Below are 18139 nucleotides of genomic sequence, written 5' to 3' on the forward strand. Positions count from 1 at the left end.
GTGGGTTCTGCTCACCATCGCTGGTACGTTTTCACCATGACGGCGCTGCTGGAGCCCGGCGGCCGGAGCGTGCGCGTGCGCCTGGACGGCCCGCCGCAGGTGGCGAACATCGGGGTGGGCGTGCACGGCACCACGGTGGCCCGCGAGTCGTTCCTGCTGCCCGAGCTGTGGCAGCTGCACCTGTACGGCTACCACGGCGAGCTCACGGTCGGCGGGGTCGCCCACCCGATCCGTCCGGGGCACGTCAGCCTGGTCCCGCCGGGGGTCGAGGTGCGGTTCGACTACCGAGGGCGCTCCGAGCACCTGTACGCCCACCTGCGCCTGCCGCGCGCCGGGACACCGCTGCCGGTGCCGGTGATGCAGGACGCGGGGGCGCAGACCGCGGCGCTGTCGGCGATGCTGCGCCTGGCGGTGGCGGCCGCGCCGCGCCGGCCCGCGCAGGCGGCGGCGGAGGTGTGGGCGGTGCTGTGGCGCGTCGCCCAACTGCCGCGCACCGAACCCGACAGGCGATCCGGCGGGCCGCACCCGGCGGTCGCCGCGGCGATGGCGTACCTGGAGGCGCGGCTGGCCGAGCCGGTGTCGGTGCCGGACGTCGCCCGGCACGCGGGCGTGTCGCACAACCACCTGACCCGGCTGTTCCGGGCCGAGACCGGCGACACCGTGGTGGGGTACCTGCGCCGCCGCCGGCTGGCCCGCGCCGAGCACCTGCTGCGCCGCTCGACACTTTCCATCCCCGCCGTCGCCGCCTCCGTCGGCATAGCCGATCTCCAGGCCTTCAACAAGGCCTGCCGCCGCGAGTTTGGCCTATCCCCGCGAGCGCTACGCGCCGCGCGCTGATCTCCCCCAAGATCGTCTGCTGCTCCGTCAGGAAGCGATCGACAGCTCTTGCGGGCACGTGCTAGTTTTTTCTTGCAGGTGAAAGTTGGAGCTAGGAGGACCGATGGAGATGTCGCACAGTGGCGACGAACTGGCACGGATCCTGGCGACACTGGCCAACCCGCACCGCATGCGCGTCATCGCCGCACTGGCGCACGGGCGCAACTACGTGAGCGCGCTGGCCCGCGAGCTGGGCATCAGCCGGCCGCTGCTGCAGCTGCACCTGGCCAAGCTGGAGGCGGCGGGCCTGGTGACCGCCGCGTTCGAGCTGTCCGCCGACGGCAAGGCCATGAAGTACTACGACACGGTGCCGTTCACCGTGACGCTCACCCCGCAGAGCATCGCGCTCGCCGCGCGCACGCTCACCACCGTGGAAGGAGACAGCTGATGGACTCGTACGCCATGAGCATGGGCACGATCTGGACCGTCGGCATGCTGGTCATCGCGGTGATCGGCATGGTGCTCTGGCACCGCCAGCAGAACGCGAAGGCCAAGGCGGCACTGTCGCCGGGCGCAGACCAGCTGACCGCGATCGCCGCCCAGCTGACCGACCTCCAGGCCCGCGTCGCGAAGATCGAGAAGGTGCTGGCCTCGGTCGACTGACGCCGCTGGCGGCAACCGCCCATGATCGTCCGACTTGCCGGGCACCTGTGCGTATCTTGAGCGCGCATTCGCCCATGTGCCTGGCAAGTCGAGTGGTCTTGGTGCGTGTCACGCCCTGCTCGGCGGGGGAGACCCGGGGGCAGCGGAGTGCGGGGCGGCGGCCGCACCTGCCTACCGGGCAGAACTGCGGGACCGGGTTCGATCGCCCTAGTCTGATCACCATGACGTTCCAGCTGACTGACGCGATCGCCGCGCTGAGCCGTACGCCCGATGTGCTCGACGCCCTGCTCGGTGATCTGGACGACGGATGGACGCGGCAGCGGCCGGCCGAGGGCGAGTGGAGCGCGCACGACGTGCTCGGCCATTTCATCCACGGCGAGCGCACCGACTGGATCCCGCGGGCCCGCATCATCCTCGACCACGGCACGTCGGTGCCGTTCACTCCGTTCGACCGCGACGGCCACGTCGCGATCGCGGCCGACCGCTCCACCGCCGAACTGCTCGACCTGTTCCGCACCCTGCGCGCGGAGAACCTCGCCGCGCTGCGCGGCTTCGAGCTGACCGCCGACGACCTCGACCGGGAAGGCACCCATCCGGCCTTCGGCCCGGTCACCCTCGGCCAGCTGCTGGCCACCTGGACCACCCACGACCACGTCCACCTGGGCCAGGTCACCCAGGCCCTGGCCACCCGCTACACCGCCGAGGTCGGCCCCTGGCACGCCTACCTGTGGGAGTGACCGCCCCTGCCTCGTCCCGCCCAGCCGCGCCGCGCTTGAGAACGACGTCGGCCCATCTCATCGAAAATTCCGGGTTCGGAGTCGATGAGATAGGCCAACGTCTGTGAGAAGGCGGGTCGTGCCGCCGGGTTGCCGGGGCGGTCAGGCCTGGGCGGGGGAGGCGTCGGGGTCGGGGCCCCGCTGGGAGGGGAGTTCGACGCGCTCGGGGTGCGCGGCGGCGGCCGGTTCGGTGGTGCGGCGACGGCGGCTGATCCGGTTGATCAGCGGCTCGACGCCGCGGGCGGTGAGCGGGCCGAGCACGGCCAGCATCAGCACGTACGCCGCGGCCAGTGGGCCGAGCTGCGGTTCGATGCCCGCCGCGACGGCCAGCCCGGCGATGACGATGTTGAACTCGCCGCGCGGCAGCAGCGCCACGCCCGCGCGCAGCCGGCCCGCGACGCTGATGTGCGCCCGTTTGGCGGCCCACCAGCCGGTGGCCATCTTCGTCGCGATGCCCGCCAGCGCCAGCAGGATGGCGATGCCGGCGACCGGCGGCAGCGCCGTCGGGTCGGTCTGCAGGCCGAAGAAGACGAAGAACACCGCCGCGAACACGTCCCGCAGGGGCGTGAGCAGTTCCCGGGCGGTGTGCGCGAGCGGCCCGGACAGCGCGATGCCGACCAGGAACGCGCCCACCGCGGCGGAGACCTGCAGCTCCTGGGCGATGCCCGCGACCAGCACGGTCAGGCCCAGCACCTTGAGCAGCAGCACCTCCGAGCTGGGCGAGGCGACGAACTTCTCCACGTACCGGCCGAACTTCAGCGCGACGACGAGGATGACCGTGATGGTGAGGCCCGCGATGCCCAGCGTGGTCAGGCCGGTGGCGAAGCTCGCGCCGGCCAGCATCGCGGTCAGGATCGGCAGGTACATCGCCATGGTCAGGTCTTCGAAGACCAGCAGCGACAGCACGATGGGCACTTCGCGGTTGCCCAGCCAGTTCAGGTCGGACAGGACCTTCGCGGTGATGCCGGACGAGGTGACGTACGTGATGCCGCCCAGCGCGACGGCCGCCACCGGGCCCCAGCCCAGGATCAGCGCGACGATGACACCGGGCGCCGAGTTCAGCACCAGGTCGACCAGGCCCGCCGGGGCGTTGTGGCGCAGCGTGCTGACCAGTTCGGGCGCGGTGTACTCCAGGCCCATGGTGAACAGCAGCAGGATGACGCCGATCTCGGCGCCGGTCGCGGCGAACTCGCCCGCCTCGTCGATGGGCAGCAGGCCGCCCTTGCCGAAGGCGAGACCGGCGAGCAGGTAGAGGGGGATGGGGGAGATGCCGACCCGCAGCGACACCGCGCCGAGCAGGCCCAGGGCGAGGATGACCGCGCCGATTTCGATCAGTACGAGGGCTCCGTGCATACGCGTCAGCCGTTGTTGAGGATGTCGGTGACGGCGGCGGTGCCCTCGGCCGTGCCCACCGCGACGGCGAGGTCGCCGGGCTGGAACACGAAGTCGGGGCGGGGGCTGGCGAGGATCTCGCCGCCGCGGATGACCGCGACGATGGACGCGCCGGTCCGGGTGCGGGCCTGGGTGTCGCCGAGGCTGCGCCCGTCGAACGGCGAGCCGGCGATGACCGGCACCTGCACGGTCAGCAGGCCGACGACCTGGCGGCGCAGATCGGCCAGCCGCTCCACGATGCGGGAGGTGCCCAGCAGCTCGGCGATGCCGTTGGCCTCGTCGGTGTTGAGCGACAACGTCGCGACGGCGGTATCAGGATCATCAGGGTGGTAGATCACGATGTCCCGCCGTCCCGAGACGTGCGACACCACGGCCGCGTGCTGTCCCCGTTGGGTTTGGAACTCGTGCCGCAGCCCGATGCCCGGTAACGCGGTCTTCTCGACGTCCAAGGCGCAAACCTCCTGTGCGTGATCGACTGAGGTAACCCTACCGAACTGATAGGTAACTGGTCTACTACCAGGTAGCCCGTTACCAAGTCGAGGTCGGCATAGCCGCAGGTCAGTTCATGTCTACTTCAAGCCTGCTTGACGGGTGACCGGGTGTGAGGTCTGTCGCAGGCGGCCCGGTTCGGATAACGTGCCGCCATGTCGACCCTCGCCTCGCCCGCCACCGCCGACGCCACGCCCGCCGACTCCGGATTCCGCGCCGCGGTGCAGGACCACGCCGCGGACCTGATCGCGCTCCGCCGGGCCGTGCACCGCCACCCCGAGATCGGCCTGCGTCTCCCGCACACCCAGGCCGCCGTGCTCCAGGCCCTCGACGGGCTGCCACTGGAGATCACCACCGGCCGCTCGCTCAGTTCGGTGGTCGCGGTGCTGCGGGGCGCGCTTCCCGGGCCGGTGGTGCTGTTGCGCGGCGACATGGACGCGCTGCCGGTCACCGAGCTGACCGGGCTGGAGTACGCCTCCGAGGTCGACGGCGCCATGCACGCCTGCGGGCACGACCTGCACGTGGCGATGCTGGCCGGCGCGGCCCGGCTGCTGTGCGGGGTGCGCGACCGGCTGCCCGGCAGCGTGATCTTCATGTTCCAGCCCGGTGAGGAGGGCCCCGGCGGAGCCGAGCCGATGATCGCCGAGGGCCTGCTGGAGGCCGCGGGCGAGCACCCGGTCGCGGCGTACTGCCTGCACGCGCTGTCGGCGCTGGAGCCGTTCGGGCGCTTCTCCACCCGGCGCGGGCCGATGCTGGCGGCCGCGGACACGCTGAAGGTGACCGTGCGCGGCGCGGGCGGCCACGGGTCCGCGCCCCAGTTCGCCAAGGACCCCATCCCCGCCGCGTGCGAGATGGTGACCGCGCTGCAGACCTTCGTCACCCGCGGCATCGACATCTTCGACCCCGCTGTCATCACGGTCGGCACCTTCCACGCCGGCACCGTCGAGAACGTCATCCCGGCGCAGGCCGAGTTCGGCGCGACGCTGCGCTCGTTCTCACCGGCCACCCGCGAACGGGTGCGCCGGGGCGTGCTGGATGTGGTGCACGGCATCGCCGCCGCGCACGGCCTGACCGCCGACGCCGATTACGTGCCCGGCTACCCGGTGACGATGAACGACGGCGGCGAGGCCGAGTTCGCCGCGCGCACCGCCGCGGAGCTGTTCGGCGAGGACCGCTTCGCGTGGACGGCCAATCCGGTGGCGGGTGCCGAGGACATGTCGTACGTGCTGGAGAGGGTGCCCGGAGCGTTCGTCTACCTGGGCGCCTGCCCGCCCGACCTCGACCCGATGACCGCGCCGCTCAACCACGCGCCCGAGGCCCGCTACGACGACGCGGTGGTGCCCGACGGGGCGGTGCTGCTCGCCGAGCTCGCCTGGCGGCGTCTGTCGCGTTAGGACGTTCTGCATAGGAGCTTTTCGCACCTGTCCGGACGTGTCGCACAGGGGGTGCGACGCCGGGGCGGCCGCGTCGTGTTGAGTGCTGGATGTCAGTCACCTTGCGTGGCGGTCATAGCACCGACAGGCGCGGACCGCCGCGGTCGGCCCTCTAGCGTCGGTGGGTATGTGATGAGCTCCCGGACCTCGAACCTACGCGCGAAGATCGCCTTCCTGCTGGCCTCCCTCGCCGCGCTGTGGGCGTTCGCCGCGTTCGTGACCATGCGCGAGGGCCTCAACCTCTTCTGGATCAGCACGCTCGACCAGGAGGTGGGCCGCCCCACCGACTCCCTGGTCGCCGCGCTGCAGGCCGAGCGCCGCATCTCCGCCGTCGTGCTGGCCGCCGACGACAGCGCCCACCGCGCCGAGCTGGCCACCTCCCGGGCCGCCACCGACGCCGCCGCGGCGCGCTTCCGCGAATCGGTACGCGGCACCACCGCCGGCTGGGCCGCCACGCCCATCGCCGAGCGCAACGTCGCCGACCTGGGCCGGATGCTCGACGGACTGGGCCCCGTGCGCGCCGACGTCGACCAGCGCATCGGCGAGCGCAGTGCCGCGGTGGCCTACTACACCGAGACCATCGGCGCCGGATACCGCATCTTCGCGACCATCGCCAGCTTCGACGACCAGGCCATCAACGACCAGCTCAGCCACCTGCTGATCATGTCCCGGGGCCGGGAGCTGCTGTCGCAGGAGGACGCGCTGATGTCGGGCGTGCTCGCCGCGGGCCGCTTCTCCGCCACCGACGCGGCCGAGTTCGCCCAGCTCGTCGGCGCGCAGCGCAACATCCGCGCCATCGGCCTGGAGGGCCTGCCCGACGACACCGCCATCTACGACCCCGTGCTGGAAGGCCCCGCGCTGACCCGGCTGACCGAGATCGAGGACCTGATCGTCGCCCGGGCCCGGCCGAACGAGGCGCCGCCGGTCACCGCCGCCGACTGGCGGACCGCGTTCGACCCGGCGCTGACCGCGCTCGCACAGCTCGACATCGACCTCGCCGAGGCGACCATCGCCCGCGCGAAAGGCCCGACCATCCTGGTCATCGTGCGGCTGGTGCTGGCCGCCGGCCTCGGCCTCATCGCCGTCGTCGCCTCCATCGTGCTGTCGATCACCACCGCGCGGGCCATCGTGACCCAGCTGCGGCGGCTGCGCGACGCGGCCGACGAGCTGGCCGGTGAACGGCTGCCCCGGGTGGTGCAGCGGCTGCGGGCCGGCGAGGAGGTCGACGTCATCGCCGAAGCGCCCCCGCTGGCCTTCGGCGACGACGAGATCGGCCAGGTCGGCCAGGCGTTCAACGCCGTCCAGGAGACCGCGATCCGGGCCACCGTCGAGCAGGCCGAGCTGCGCCGCAGTGTGCGCGACCTGTTCCTGAGCCTGGCCCGGCGCAGCCAGACCCTGGTGCACCGCCAGCTCACCATGCTCGACGCGATGGAACGCCGGGCCACCGACGCCGCCGAACTCGACGAGCTGTTCCGGGTCGACCACCTGGCCACCCGCATGCGCCGCAACGCCGAGAACCTGATCGTGCTCGCCGGGGCGGTGCCCGGACGCGGCTGGCGGCGCACCATCCCCGTCGTCGACGTGATCCGCGCCGCGGTCGCCGAGGTCGAGGAGTATCCGCGGGTCAACGTGCTGTCCAGCGAGGCCGCCGGGCTCGCCGGGCACGCCGTCGGCGACGTGGTGCACCTGCTGGCCGAGCTGATGGAGAACGCGCTGGCCTTCTCGCCCCGGCACACCCTGGTCAACGTCGGCGGCTCCGCGGTGGGCGCCGGATACGTGATCGAGATCGAGGACCACGGCCTGGGAATGACCGCCGCCGACCTGGAACAGGCCAATGCGCAGCTGCACGAACCCGCCGAGTTCCTGCTCACCGGCACGCCCCGGCTCGGCCTGTACGTCGTCGGCCGGCTCGCCGAGCGCCACCACGTCAAGGTCCGGCTGCAGCCCTCGCCGGGCGGCGGCACCACAGCGATCGTGCTGCTGCCGTCGAGCCTGGTCTCGGACGCCTGGACGCCCGTGCCCGGCCACGACAGCGGCGAGCACCGCCTCGTCACCGGCACGCCGCCGCAGCCGGTGGCCGAACTCGGGGTCAGCGCCGACGACGACGGCGACCGCCGCGCCTCCCTGTCGGCGCAGCCCGCGGGCGCGCTGCCGGTGCGCACGCCCCGCCCCGCGGCCGAGCGGCCGCAGCGCGAGCCGGTGGCGGCCGTCCCTGCCGCGGGCGAGCCGGCCACGGCCGTGCCGCCCAGCGTGCCGGTTTCCGCGGCACCCGCGGGGAAGGCTCCCGCCGACCCGGTGGCAGGGGACGAGACCGCGCCGCCCGCGACCGGCCCGACCGCCGTTCCCGCGCCCGCCGTCGCCGCGACCGCAGCCGCCGCCACCACCGCCACCACCGCCATCGCCGCCCGGGTCAACGGCTCCACCTCGGACGCCGTCCTGGCCGTCGACAGCGTGGTGCCCGCCCCGCGTGGCCCGGTCGAGGGCACGGTCTACACCCCGTCGGGCCTGCCGGTGCGGGCCCGACCGGCCGTGCCCGCGGTGCCCCTGGCCGAGCAGCGGGCCGAGTCCGTACGGGTGGAGGCGGATCCGCCGGAGTCGCCGCCGGGAGTCGAGTTACGGCTGACCGCGGGAGCACCGCAGCAACCGGTGTCCGGCGACGTCGTCGCGGGACCCGGCGAGCGCCCGGCGTCCCAGGTCTACAGCCTGATCGCGGCCTACCAGCAGGGCAGCCGGCGCGGCCGGCTCGCCGCCGAACAGATCGCCACCGAACCCGGCCTGGGCGAGCCCGAGCCGGAGCCCGAGGACCGGCCCGCACTGCCGCGACGGCCGAGCCCGTGCACAGCGCCGCGGCACGAGGAAGGGCAAGGCGGAGGGGAATGACCGTGGAGCAGAAGACGAGAGCAGCGTCCGACCTGGCCTGGCTCGCCGACGATTTCGTCGAACGGGTGGCGCAGGCCCAGAAGGCCATCGTGCTGTCCGCCGACGGCCTGCTCATGGCCGCGTCCGCGGAGCTGAGCCGGGAGGACGCCGAGCACCTCGCCGCCGTCGCGGCGAGCCTGTTCGGCCTGGCCCGCGGGGCGGGACGGCGCTTCGGCAAGGGCAAGGCCCGCCAGGCGATCATCGAGATGGACAGCGGTTTCCTGTTCGTCACGGCCGCGGGCAACGGCGCCTGCCTGGCCGTGGTCGCGGGCAAGGACGCCGACGCGGGCCTGGTGGCCTACGAGATGGCGATGCTCGTGGTGCGGGTGGGCCAGTACCTGACCGCACCGGCGCGCGGCAGCCACCCGTGAACGTGGCACAGCCGTTGCAACCAGACGGCATGCCCGGCGACGGGCTGCTGTGGGTCGACGACGAGGCCGGGCCGCTGATCCGCCCGTACGCGATGACCTCCGGCCGGACCCGCCCGCGCCACGGCGACCTCGACCTGATCGCGGTCGTCGTGGCCACCCGGCCCACCCTGCCCTCCGACGGCGGGCTGGGTTCGGTGTACGCCGAGATCATGGCGGTGTGCCAGCGCCCCGTGTCGGTCGCGGAGATCGCCTCGTACCTGCGGCTGCCGGCCGGAACGGTGCGCGTGCTGCTCAGCGACCTGCTCGAACGCCGGCTCGTCCGGCGGCGCGCCCCCGTCAACGTCAACCAGCTCCCCAGCGCGGACATTCTCAAGGCGGTCATCGATGGCATCCGAGCCCTATGACGACGAGGGCGGCATCCCGGCCGCCTTCAAGATCCTGGTCGCGGGCGGGTTCGGCGTCGGCAAGACCACGCTGGTCGGTGCGGTCAGCGAGATCTCGCCGCTGCTCACCGAGGAGCTGCTGACCGACGAGAGCATCGGCGTGGACGACACCGCCGGCGTGGAGACCAAGTCCACCACCACGGTCGCGCTCGACTTCGGCCGGATCACCATCAACGACGACATGGTGCTCTACCTGTTCGGCACGCCCGGGCAGGAGCGGTTCATGTTCGTCTGGGACGAGCTGGCGTACGGCGCGATCGGCGCGGTGGTGCTGGCCGACACCCGGCGGCTGGAGGACGCGTTCGGCTCCATCGACTACTTCGAGCAGCGCGGCACCCCGTTCGTGGTGGCGGTCAACTGCTTCGACGGGGCGCGGGTGTACCAGGTGCAGGAGGTCGAGCAGGCGCTCAACCTCGACCCGCACGTGCCGGTGCGGCTGTGCGACGCGCGACGCCGCGAGTCGGTCAAGGAAGTCCTGGTCACCCTGCTGGAGCAGGTGATGGCACAGGGGGCACACGCCGTGGGCTAGGACGGCGCGGGGAGCTGCCCGCCGTGCCGCAGGAGGGGCGGCGCGCCGGGCAGACACCCGTGACGCCCGCGGTGACGGGGGACGGCGGCGCCTGGGGGGTGACGCCGTTCCCCGTCGGAGGGCGCCGCTGCCCCGGGCGGTGCGGGCCCGGGGCAGCGGAGTTCCGGTCAGCCGGTCACAGGGTCAGCGTCCAGCTGTTGACGTAGCCCACGTCGTTCGAGGCGGCGTCCTGGACCCGCAGGTTCCAGGTGCCGTTGCGCACCTCGGTCGACAGGTTGACGGTGTAGGTCTGGTCGATGTTGTCCGTGCTGCCGCCGCTCCGGTTGTGCAGCACGTACGTGCTGCCGTCCGGGGCCACCAGGGTCACCACCAGGTCGCCCTTGTACGTGTGCACGATGTGCACCTCGGCGGTCGACGTCGACGAGGCGTTGCCGGTGCAGCCCGAGACGGTGATCGGGCTGTTGACGGTGCCCAGGTCCACGATGGTCACGTCGGTGGCGTTGGTGCCGCCGCAGCCCGGCGGGAGCGCCCCGCCCAGGTTCAGCGTCCAGCTGTTGATGTACCCGACGTCCGACGGGCCCGCGTCCTGCACCCGCAGCTTCCAGGTGCCGTTGGCGACCTCGCTCGACAGGTTGACGGTGAACGTCTGGTCGATGTTGTCCGCGCTGCCGCCGGTCTTGTTGCGCAGCGTGTAGAGCGTGCCGTCGGGCGCGACCAGGCTCACGATCAGGTCACCGACGTACGTGTGCACGATGTGCACCTCGACCGTGCTCGCCGAACCCGCGTTGCCGGTGCAGCCGGTGATCGCGATCGACGACTCCACGGTGCCCTGGTCGATGATGGTGACATCGGTCGGGTTGGTGGCCGAGCAGCCGGGCGGCCCGGCGATCGTCAGCGAGAACGTCGTGGTCCGGGTCGCCGAGGTGCCGGTGCCGGTGACGGTCACCGTGTACGTGCCGACCGGCGTGCTCGCACTGGTCGCGATCGTCAGTGTCGACGAGCCGCCCGAGGTGATCGTCGCCGGGCTGAACGTCGCGGTCGCCCCGCTGGGCAGGCCGGACGCGGACAGGGCGACCGACTGGGCGCTGCCGTTGGTGACCGTGGTGCCGATGGTGGAGGTCACCGAGCCGCCGGCCGTGGTGCTGCCGGAGGCGGGACTGGCCGCCATCGAGAAGTCGTTGCCCGCGGGCGTGCCCACGGCGAGCGTCCACACCGCGTACGCGGCCGCGTCGGCGGCCCGGTTCAGCACCGTGTCGTTGATGTTGCTCGGGAACGTGTCGCACGAGGCGTGGTAGCAGGGGTCGTAGTCCCCGGTCGTGCCGCCCCACTTGGTGACCTGCGCCGAGGTCTTGTTGGCGCTCGCGCCGGCGGCGATGCCGCTGGTCTGGATGCCGGCGGAGTTGAACGACGCGTCGTCGGACCGCCCCGCGCCCTCGACGTTCTCCTCCGGGGCCAGGCCCGGGAAGTTCGCGTCGTAGTACGCCTTGATGGTCTGGCCGAGGCTGGACGTGATGCGGTTGATGAAGTAGCCGCCGTTGGTGGAGGCGATCATGTCGAAGTTCAGGTACCCGGTGAACTTCGCGCGGTCGGCCGACGACAGGGAGTTGACGTAGAACTCGGACCCGTTCAGGCCCTGCTCCTCGTCGGTCCACCAGCCGAAGCGCACGTGCTTGACCATGGTCGGGTTCTGCTCGGCCAGCGTCAGGGCCAGCTCCAGCAGCATCGAGGAGCCCGAGGCGTTGTCGTTGATGCCCGGCCCGGCGGACACGCCGTCGAGGTGCGCGCCGAGCATGAGCACCTGGTTGGTGTCGCCGCCCGGCCAGTCCGCGATGATGTTCGGCCCGGCGCCGCTGGTGCAGCCCGAGGTGCAGTTCTGCTTGACGACGCTGTACCCGGCCGCGGTCAGCGCGTTGAACACGTAGTTCACCGACGCGGTGTAGCCCGCGGTGTTGGAACGGCGGTTGCCGCCGTTGCTGCTCGCGATCGTCTGGAACTGCTGCAGGTGGGTGCGGATGTCGGTGAGCGAGATGTCGGGCGGGGCCAGGGCGACGGCAGGGGCGGCCGGGATGGCAACGGCTCCGGCCAGTGCCATGGACAAGACGAGAATGCCGCGGATGATGGGGTTTCTTCTCACGCCGTACTCCTCGGGGTCGAGTGCGCCGGGGTTGCCGGTCTTGAGGAGGATAGAACGTCAAGTAGATAGATTTGAATAGGTGGAACCCGACACGCTGGGGCCGGGCGCGGGTCGCCGTAGGCTACCGGTCGTGGATCACCTGGCCGGAACCGTCGCCGCCGCCGTCGCGCTGTTCGCGGGCACCAACGTCGACGACCTGATCGTGCTCACCGTGCTGTTCCTGAGCAGCCGCACCACCGGCCGCCCGCGCCGCTGGGAGATCTGGACCGGCCAGTACGCCGGCATCGCCGCCCTGGTCGGCGCATCCGCGCTGGCCGCCGCCGGCCTGACCGTGGTGCCCGACCGCTGGATCGGCCTGCTCGGCCTCATCCCGCTGCTGCTCGGCGTCCGCGCCCTGACCCACACGCTGCGCTCCCGCGGCGACGGCGGCCCGCCGCCGGCTGTGGCCACCACCGCGACGGCCGTCGCCGGGCTCACCGTCGCCAACGGCGCCGACAACATTGCCGTCTACACACCCGTGTTCCGCACCATCGGCGTCACCGACGCCTCGTCACCATCGCCGTCTTCCTGGCCCTCGTCGCTGTCTGGTGCGCCGCCGCGGCCTGGCTCGGCGCGCACCCCCGCGTCGTGGCCTTCATCGAGCGCCATGGCCACTGGCTGGTTCCGGCCGTCTTCATCGCCATCGGCCTGCTGATCATCCTGGAGTCGCCATTGTTCTTCGGCGTCTGACTCGATTCCTGGCGCGGTACGACCCGGCCGCCGCGGCGCGGCCGAAGGGGATACCTCCCGCAGCGCATTTGCTCTGCACCCATTCCCTTGCTCTGCACCCATCGGCGCAACGGGTCGGTGCTGTTGCGTCCGCGGGTGCAGAGCAAGCTTTTGGGTGCAGAGCAAATGCGGCCGCACCCATGTCCTGCCACCGCACGCGGCCGTGCGAGACTCGATCATGGCTGTGACGAACCCCTGGCTGGCCGGGCCGTCGCCGACCCGGCGGCTGCCGCGCGAACGGCTCGAAGAGCGCATCCTCAACCTGCTGTCCGCGCAGAACATGTGCGTGCTGGCCACCGCCGGCCCGGACGGCCCGCTGGCCACCCCGGTGCGCTACTACCACCTCGACTTCGCGGTGATGTTCACGGCCATGGCGACCTCGCCGAAGATGCGCAACCTCGCCGCCGACCCCCGGATCTCCGTCGGCGTGTTCGCGCCGCTGGTCGGGCAGGCCAGCAGCCGGGGCGCGCAGCTGTTCGGCAGGGCGCGGACGCTGGAGCCCGGCGACGCGGAGTTCGACCACCACTGGGAGGCCTTCCGCTGGCAGAGCGACCACGTCGAGCGGTCCCGACCGCTGGCCGAGCCGCCGGCGGGTCCGCTGGTGGTCGTCGAGGCGGAGCGCATCGTGTACACCGAGCACTGGCTGCGCCGCGACGGCTACGCCCCGCGCCAGTTCTGGCGGCGCAAAGACGTTCAGGCAGTCCAGTAGCCGCGCACGTCGTTGGTGATGTCGGGCCGCAACTGCACCCGCAGCCCGTCGGCGGCGTCCTTCGGCACGTCGAACACGACCACCCCGCCCGCCTTCTCCCCGGTGTTGAGGGTGACCGACTGCATGCCGCTGTCGAAGCCGAACGGCAGCACCGGCTCGAACAGCGTGCCGTCCGCGGCGACCAGCGCGAAGTCGCAGAAGCAGGCGTACGTCTTGCCCGCGCTCACCTTCACCTCGACCGTGATCGCGACGAACACGCCCTTCTTCGGCCGCACCAGCGCGCTGTCCGGCGCGACCGTGTGCCGGGTCAGCCTGCTGACCGTGTACGCCACCCGGTTGTCGCCCAGCCCGCCACTGGTCTCGATGCTCTGGCCGAGCTTCGCCGTCGGCGCGGACTCCGGCGAAGCGGCCGGCGCGGACGCGGCCGGGGTGCCCTCGCCGGTGACGTTCGACTGCTGCGGCTTGACCCCGCAGGCCAGGCCGACGGCGGCGGCGAGCACCAGCGTGACGCCGAGCACCGGGCGGCGCAGGCCAGGTCGAGGGGACGGCATCGTCGCATCGTAGACCGCGTACCGGCCGGGGTCGACCGCCGGAAATGCGTTGCCGGGCGACCGCCCGGCCTCCTAGCCTGGGCTGTCACCAGCAGGAACGCGGCCGCTTCCGCCCGTCCTCGAAAGCTGAGAAGAGGGTAGTCATGAGGTCGCTGCTGCCGGCCGTGCTGCGCGAGGAACGCCAGTTCGCCCGCTACTTCTACGGCCAGGCGCTGTCCATGGTCGGCGACCGGATCAGCATGGTCATCATGCCGTTCGCCGTGTTGTCCATCCCCGGTGCGGACGCCGCCGACGTGGGCCTGGTCAGCGCGGCCACGTTCATCCCGTTCCTGGTGTTCGCGCTGGCCGGTGGCGTATGGGCGGACCGGCTGCCCCGGCAGCGGGTGATGCTCGTCTCCGATCTGGTCCGCTTCGTGAGCCAGGCCATGGTGGCGACGCTGCTGCTGACGGGCACGGCGCAGGTGTGGCAGCTGGTCGTGCTGATGGCGGTGTTCGGCACCGCCGACGCCTTCTTCGCACCGGCGGCCGGCGGTCTGATGCCGCTGATCGTCGGCCCGGAGCGGCTGCAGGAGGCCAACGCGCTGCGCGGCCTGGTGATGTCGACCGGCCTGGTCGCCGGACCGGCGCTGGCAGGCGGCCTGATCTTTCTGGTCGGGCCGGGCGGGGCGATCGCCCTCGACGCGCTGAGCTTCGCGGTCAGCGCCGCGTTCCTGGCCCGGCTCAAGCCGCGCGCCGCGGACCCCGCGGACGCTCCGCAGGGCGGCTTCTTCGCCCAGCTGCGCGAGGGCTTCACCGAGGTCGTGTCGCGGACCTGGGTCTGGTCGATGCTCGCCACGCTGTCGGTGTATCACGTGGTGGTGCTGCCGTCGGTGTTCGTGCTCGGGCCGGTGCTGTCCGAGCAGGAGTTCGGCGGCGCGGCGGCCTGGTCGGTGGTCGTGGCGGCGTTCGGTGTCGGCTCCGTCGTCGGCGACGTGATCGCGCTTCGCGTGCGCATCGGCCGTCCGCTGATCGTCGCCGCCGCGGCGCTGGCCGTCGCGTCCTGCCAGGCACTGATCATCGGGGCCGGTCCGACCGTCCCGGTGATCGCCGCACTGGAGGCCGTCACCGGGGTCGCGGTGGCGCTGGCGTTCACGATGTGGGAGACGTCGCTGCAGGCCAACGTGCCGCAGGCGGCGCTGTCGCGGGTCAGCTCCTACGACTACCTGCTGACCGCGGGCCTGATGCCGCTGGGGCTGGCCGTCGCCGGTCCGGTCGCGCAGCAGTTCGGCCTGCGCCCGACGCTGTACACCATGACGCTGGTGGGCGTGCTCGCCGCGCTGGCCCTGTTCGCCGTCCCGGCGGTCCGCCGTATGCGCGCCCCGGAACCGGTTCCGCAGGCCGTCGTGCCGCCGGCTCCCGTAGCGGCATAGGCTGGCCGGATGGCTGAGGGGACAGAGGACGCGAGCTTCTCCGGCGAGGACTGGTACGGCGACGAGCTGGTGGAGCGGCACTTCCTGCGCTGCACCTTCCGTGACGTCGACATGACCGAGCTGTCCAGCCGGAACGCCGTGTTCGAGGAGTGCGTGTTCGGCAACGTCAAGTTCAACGCCTCCCGGCACGCCGACAGCGCGTTCCTGCGCTGCCGGTTCCTGCGCTGCAACCTGTTCGAGGCCGAGTTCACCGGCTGCAAGCTGACCGGCAGCGTGTTCGAGCAGTGCACGCTGCGGCCGCTGCGGGTGACCGGCGGCGACTGGTCGTTCGTCAACCTGTCCGACGCCGACCTGCGCGGGGTCACCTTCTCCGGCGTACGCATGCGCGAGGCCGACCTGACCTCCGCCCTGTGCGACGGCGCGACGATCACGGCGGTGGACCTGTCCGGCGCGCACCTGGCCAAGGCCAAACTCAACCGCTGCGACCTGCGCGGCAGCGACCTCACCGCCCTGCACCCCAACGAGGTCGAACTCCGCGACGCCGTCGTCGACGCCGCCCAGGCCATCACCATCGCGCAGTCCCTCGGCCTCCGCATCGGCTGATAGGAAGGGCACCTTCTACACGGACGTCCGTTATGAAGGTGCCCTTCCTTCGCCTGCGGGTGGGGGAGCGGTCAGGGCTCCAGGTAGGTGGCGTGGTCGTAGTCGGCGTACGCGCCGTCGGCGCCGAGGTCCTGGACCCAGAGGCCGAGGAACGCGCCGGTGAAGCCCCAGGCGGCGGGCTCGCCGTCGACCTCGCGGGCGGCGTGCTCGTCGGACAGGATCGTCGCGTCGAACGTCGCCGGGATCTCCTGCCAGCCGACCCCCGTGTGGTACGCGAACCGCAGCGCCGGACCGTCGAATACCACCTTCAGGCCGACCCGGTCCACCCCGGTCACGTCGACGGACAGCTCCGGGTGGGCGGTGCGCTTGCCGCTGTTCGAGCTGAGCACCTCCAGCAGGCGGCGGCCGTCGTCGGCCCGGGTCAGGTACGCGTAGTACCAGTTCTGGGTGTTGTAGTAGCCGGTGATCCCGGCGAGCTGCCGGTGATCGGCCGGGTCGAACTCGACGACGGTCTCCAGGGAGCAGTGGGTCGCGCCGACGCGGCGGGCGACCAGGCTGGGGGTCTGCTTGCCGACCGGCGACTGCCCCCCGTACACGCGCAGGTGCGAGGGCCGCGAACGCAGGTCCACCCAGTCCGGCGTGGCCGGACGGCGCAGCGTCGACCAGGCGGTGCCGAGTTCGGTCGCGTCGAAGTGGTCGGTGGCGGGTTCGGCGGGCCACGGGTGCTCCGGCAGGCCGGGTGCGGTGATCTCGTCGGCGGGGATGCCGCCGGGGACGGCCGGCCAGCCGCCGGGGGTCCAGTCGACTTTCTGGATGGCGGTCTCGCGGCCGAGCACGCAGTTGCCGAGCGGGGTGTACGGGCGGGCGGCCAGGTGGGCGAGGTACCAGTCGCCGTGCTGGGTCCGGACCAGGCTGCCGTGTCCGGCCTTCTGCAGGGTGAGGTCGGGCCGTCCGACCGAGGTCAGCAGCGGCCCGGCCGGATCCACCTCGTACGGACCGAACAGGTCCCGCGAACGCGCCACCGTCACCTGGTGGTCCCAGCTGGTGCCGCCCTCGGCGGTGACCAGCCAGTACCAGCCGTCGTGGCGGTACAGGTGCGGGCCCTCGGTCAGACCGGCCGGAGTGCCGGTGAAGATGATGCGCCGCTCGCCGACCAGGCGCCGCTGCTCGCGGTCGTACTGCTGGATCTCGATGCCGCCGAAGCGATTGCGGCCCGGCCGCCAGTCGGCGCTCATGTTGAGCAGCCAGGTCGTGCCGTCCTCGTCGTGGAACAGCGACGCGTCGAACCCGTGGGCGTGCAGCCGCACGGGGTCGGACCAGGGGCCGGTGATGTCGGGGGCGGTGGTGAGGTAGTTCTGGGGGTCCCAGTAGCCGCTGGCGAAGCTGGCGACGTCGCTGTAGACGAGGTGGAAGAGTCCGTCGTGCCAGGTGAGGTCGGGTGCCCAGATGCCGTTGGAGTCGCCGCAGCCGCGTAGGTCGAGCAGTCGGCGTTCGGTGACGATGCCGCCGATGGGGCGCCAGTGGACGAGGTCGCGGGAGTGGTGGACGCGGACGCCGGGGTACCACTCGAAGGTGGAGGTGGCGAGGTAGTAGTCGTCGCCGACGCGCAGGATCGAGGGGTCGGGGTGGAACCCGGGCAGGACGGGGTTGCGGATCGACCGGGCGGCGGTGGCCACGTCTGCGATCTCCGTCGACATGTGTTCTCCTCTGCAGCGCCTGACGGCCGGTCGCCCGCCGATCTTCCGGAAACAGACCGGAATATCAGGTCCGAGGATGGCGGGATTCTCGCTCACGGTAACGGTTCGGACCGAGATGCGACAGCCCTTGACCTACCGTGTAGACACGTCGTAACGTGCGCGCCATCAAGCGAAAATACCGGCCCCCGGGCAGAAACTTTCGGGCCGGCTCCGGGCACCTCCCGCCGACTCGTTCGGCATACCCGAGCACCTGATTTGTATCGCGAAGGGACGCCTCATGACAGCGCACCTCTCCCGTAGAACGCTGCTGGGCATCGCCGGTGCAGGCGCCGGCGCCTACCTGCTCAGCGCCTGCGGCGGCGACGAACCGACCACGCCCGACGGTCCGCAGACCATCAACTGGTGGCACATTCAGAACACCGAGCCGATGCTGCCGG

At 72.0% G+C, this 18139-nt stretch carries 18 protein-coding genes and 1 pseudogene; 14 read left to right on the forward strand and 5 right to left on the reverse strand.

The genetic code is table 11. From position 1 onward, the window contains the following. The first annotated feature begins 36 nt into the window (after positions 1–36). The 4 genes from ACFQO7_RS23150 to ACFQO7_RS23165 all read left to right on the forward strand — a co-directional run bounded on the left by ACFQO7_RS23150 (position 37) and on the right by ACFQO7_RS23165 (position 2216). Positions 37–837: a helix-turn-helix domain-containing protein gene (locus ACFQO7_RS23150; RefSeq protein WP_376808321.1), complete on the forward strand. Its 801-nt coding sequence runs from the start codon at positions 37–39 to the stop codon at positions 835–837. A gap of 103 nt (positions 838–940) precedes the next feature. Beyond that, entirely contained in the window at positions 941–1264 is a 324-nt protein-coding gene (locus ACFQO7_RS23155) for an ArsR/SmtB family transcription factor (RefSeq protein ID WP_376808322.1), read from the forward strand. Continuing rightward, positions 1264–1479 (forward strand): hypothetical protein, encoded by a 216-nt coding sequence (locus ACFQO7_RS23160; RefSeq protein ID WP_360531468.1) that lies wholly within the window; start codon positions 1264–1266, stop codon positions 1477–1479. Before ACFQO7_RS23155 ends, ACFQO7_RS23160 begins: the two co-directional genes overlap by 1 nt. A 221-nt stretch (positions 1480–1700) precedes the next feature. After that, positions 1701–2216: a DinB family protein gene (locus tag ACFQO7_RS23165; RefSeq protein WP_376808323.1), complete on the forward strand. Its 516-nt coding sequence runs from the start codon at positions 1701–1703 to the stop codon at positions 2214–2216. Between the two features lie 141 nt (positions 2217–2357). Here the strand turns inward: ACFQO7_RS23165 and ACFQO7_RS23170 are convergent, their stop codons facing one another. After that, positions 2358–3608, reverse strand: a complete 1251-nt coding sequence (locus ACFQO7_RS23170) for a cation:proton antiporter (RefSeq protein WP_376808324.1) — start codon at positions 3606–3608, stop codon at positions 2358–2360. Between the two features lie 5 nt (positions 3609–3613). Next, entirely contained in the window at positions 3614–4096 is a 483-nt protein-coding gene (locus tag ACFQO7_RS23175; RefSeq protein ID WP_360531459.1) for a cation:proton antiporter regulatory subunit, read from the reverse strand. A 195-nt stretch (positions 4097–4291) separates the two neighbouring features. Between ACFQO7_RS23175 and ACFQO7_RS23180 the strand changes: the two genes are divergently transcribed. From ACFQO7_RS23180 to ACFQO7_RS23200, 5 genes are all read left to right on the forward strand, one after another. Further along, on the forward strand, positions 4292–5530 hold the full coding sequence (locus ACFQO7_RS23180; protein WP_376808325.1) for a M20 metallopeptidase family protein: 1239 nt from the start codon (positions 4292–4294) through the stop codon (positions 5528–5530). A gap of 171 nt (positions 5531–5701) precedes the next feature. After that, positions 5702–8449: a sensor histidine kinase gene (locus ACFQO7_RS23185; RefSeq protein ID WP_376808326.1), complete on the forward strand. Its 2748-nt coding sequence runs from the start codon at positions 5702–5704 to the stop codon at positions 8447–8449. A gap of 2 nt (positions 8450–8451) precedes the next feature. Next, positions 8452–8859: a roadblock/LC7 domain-containing protein gene (locus tag ACFQO7_RS23190; protein WP_203692483.1), complete on the forward strand. Its 408-nt coding sequence runs from the start codon at positions 8452–8454 to the stop codon at positions 8857–8859. Next, the gene (locus tag ACFQO7_RS23195) at positions 8856–9263 is read left to right on the forward strand and encodes a DUF742 domain-containing protein (protein WP_376808327.1); all 408 of its coding nucleotides are present in this window, start codon (positions 8856–8858) and stop codon (positions 9261–9263) included. The genes ACFQO7_RS23190 and ACFQO7_RS23195 overlap by 4 nt, the downstream gene beginning before the upstream one ends. After that, positions 9244–9831: a GTP-binding protein gene (locus tag ACFQO7_RS23200; RefSeq protein WP_376808328.1), complete on the forward strand. Its 588-nt coding sequence runs from the start codon at positions 9244–9246 to the stop codon at positions 9829–9831. The genes ACFQO7_RS23195 and ACFQO7_RS23200 overlap by 20 nt, the downstream gene beginning before the upstream one ends. Positions 9832–10006: 175 nt before the next feature. Here the strand turns inward: ACFQO7_RS23200 and ACFQO7_RS23205 are convergent, their stop codons facing one another. Continuing rightward, on the reverse strand, positions 10007–11965 hold the full coding sequence (locus tag ACFQO7_RS23205; protein WP_465252387.1) for a proprotein convertase P-domain-containing protein: 1959 nt from the start codon (positions 11963–11965) through the stop codon (positions 10007–10009). A gap of 211 nt (positions 11966–12176) precedes the next feature. Between ACFQO7_RS23205 and ACFQO7_RS23210 the strand changes: the two are divergent. The 3 genes and pseudogenes from ACFQO7_RS23210 to ACFQO7_RS23220 form a co-directional block, all read left to right on the forward strand. Next, positions 12177–12443 (forward strand): annotated as a pseudogene (locus ACFQO7_RS23210) (cadmium resistance transporter); the annotation flags it as partial. An 89-nt stretch (positions 12444–12532) separates the two neighbouring features. Beyond that, complete coding sequence (locus ACFQO7_RS23215; protein WP_376808339.1) at positions 12533–12694, forward strand: hypothetical protein; 162 nt, start codon at positions 12533–12535, stop codon at positions 12692–12694. Positions 12695–12911: 217 nt separating this feature from the next. Beyond that, on the forward strand, positions 12912–13442 hold the full coding sequence (locus ACFQO7_RS23220; protein ID WP_376808329.1) for a pyridoxamine 5'-phosphate oxidase family protein: 531 nt from the start codon (positions 12912–12914) through the stop codon (positions 13440–13442). Here the strand turns inward: ACFQO7_RS23220 and ACFQO7_RS23225 are convergent. Beyond that, positions 13427–13993 carry a DUF4352 domain-containing protein gene (locus tag ACFQO7_RS23225; protein WP_376808330.1) on the reverse strand — a complete coding sequence of 189 codons (567 nt, stop codon included), beginning with the start codon at positions 13991–13993 and terminating at the stop codon, positions 13427–13429. The genes ACFQO7_RS23220 and ACFQO7_RS23225 overlap by 16 nt on opposite strands. Before the next feature lie 143 nt (positions 13994–14136). On the opposite strand from ACFQO7_RS23225, the gene ACFQO7_RS23230 reads away from it, so the two are divergent. Beyond that, positions 14137–15402 carry an MFS transporter gene (locus ACFQO7_RS23230; RefSeq protein ID WP_376808331.1) on the forward strand — a complete coding sequence of 422 codons (1266 nt, stop codon included), beginning with the start codon at positions 14137–14139 and terminating at the stop codon, positions 15400–15402. 9 nt (positions 15403–15411) lie between these two features. Then, entirely contained in the window at positions 15412–16005 is a 594-nt protein-coding gene (locus ACFQO7_RS23235) for a pentapeptide repeat-containing protein (protein WP_376808332.1), read from the forward strand. A gap of 71 nt (positions 16006–16076) precedes the next feature. On the opposite strand, the gene ACFQO7_RS23240 is transcribed toward ACFQO7_RS23235, so the two are convergent. After that, entirely contained in the window at positions 16077–17702 is a 1626-nt protein-coding gene (locus ACFQO7_RS23240; protein ID WP_376808333.1) for a glycoside hydrolase family 43 protein, read from the reverse strand. Between the last annotated feature and the right edge of the window lie 437 nt (positions 17703–18139).

This window comes from Catellatospora aurea (assembly GCF_042663325.1).
GTDB lineage: Bacteria > Actinomycetota > Actinomycetes > Mycobacteriales > Micromonosporaceae > Catellatospora > Catellatospora aurea.

Coding starts and splice junctions, on each gene's coding strand:
- ACFQO7_RS23240 (WP_376808333.1), bottom strand. CDS start 17,702: ATGTCGACGGAGATCGCAGACGTGGCCACCGCCGCCCGGTCGATCCGC.
- ACFQO7_RS23180 (WP_376808325.1), top strand. CDS start 4,292: ATGTCGACCCTCGCCTCGCCCGCCACCGCCGACGCCACGCCCGCCGAC.
- ACFQO7_RS23150 (WP_376808321.1), top strand. CDS start 37: ATGACGGCGCTGCTGGAGCCCGGCGGCCGGAGCGTGCGCGTGCGCCTG.
- ACFQO7_RS23185 (WP_376808326.1), top strand. CDS start 5,702: ATGAGCTCCCGGACCTCGAACCTACGCGCGAAGATCGCCTTCCTGCTG.
- ACFQO7_RS23225 (WP_376808330.1), bottom strand. CDS start 13,993: ATGCCGTCCCCTCGACCTGGCCTGCGCCGCCCGGTGCTCGGCGTCACG.
- ACFQO7_RS23230 (WP_376808331.1), top strand. CDS start 14,137: ATGAGGTCGCTGCTGCCGGCCGTGCTGCGCGAGGAACGCCAGTTCGCC.
- ACFQO7_RS23155 (WP_376808322.1), top strand. CDS start 941: ATGGAGATGTCGCACAGTGGCGACGAACTGGCACGGATCCTGGCGACA.
- ACFQO7_RS23235 (WP_376808332.1), top strand. CDS start 15,412: ATGGCTGAGGGGACAGAGGACGCGAGCTTCTCCGGCGAGGACTGGTAC.
- ACFQO7_RS23165 (WP_376808323.1), top strand. CDS start 1,701: ATGACGTTCCAGCTGACTGACGCGATCGCCGCGCTGAGCCGTACGCCC.
- ACFQO7_RS23220 (WP_376808329.1), top strand. CDS start 12,912: ATGGCTGTGACGAACCCCTGGCTGGCCGGGCCGTCGCCGACCCGGCGG.
- ACFQO7_RS23170 (WP_376808324.1), bottom strand. CDS start 3,608: ATGCACGGAGCCCTCGTACTGATCGAAATCGGCGCGGTCATCCTCGCC.
- ACFQO7_RS23160 (WP_360531468.1), top strand. CDS start 1,264: ATGGACTCGTACGCCATGAGCATGGGCACGATCTGGACCGTCGGCATG.
- ACFQO7_RS23200 (WP_376808328.1), top strand. CDS start 9,244: ATGGCATCCGAGCCCTATGACGACGAGGGCGGCATCCCGGCCGCCTTC.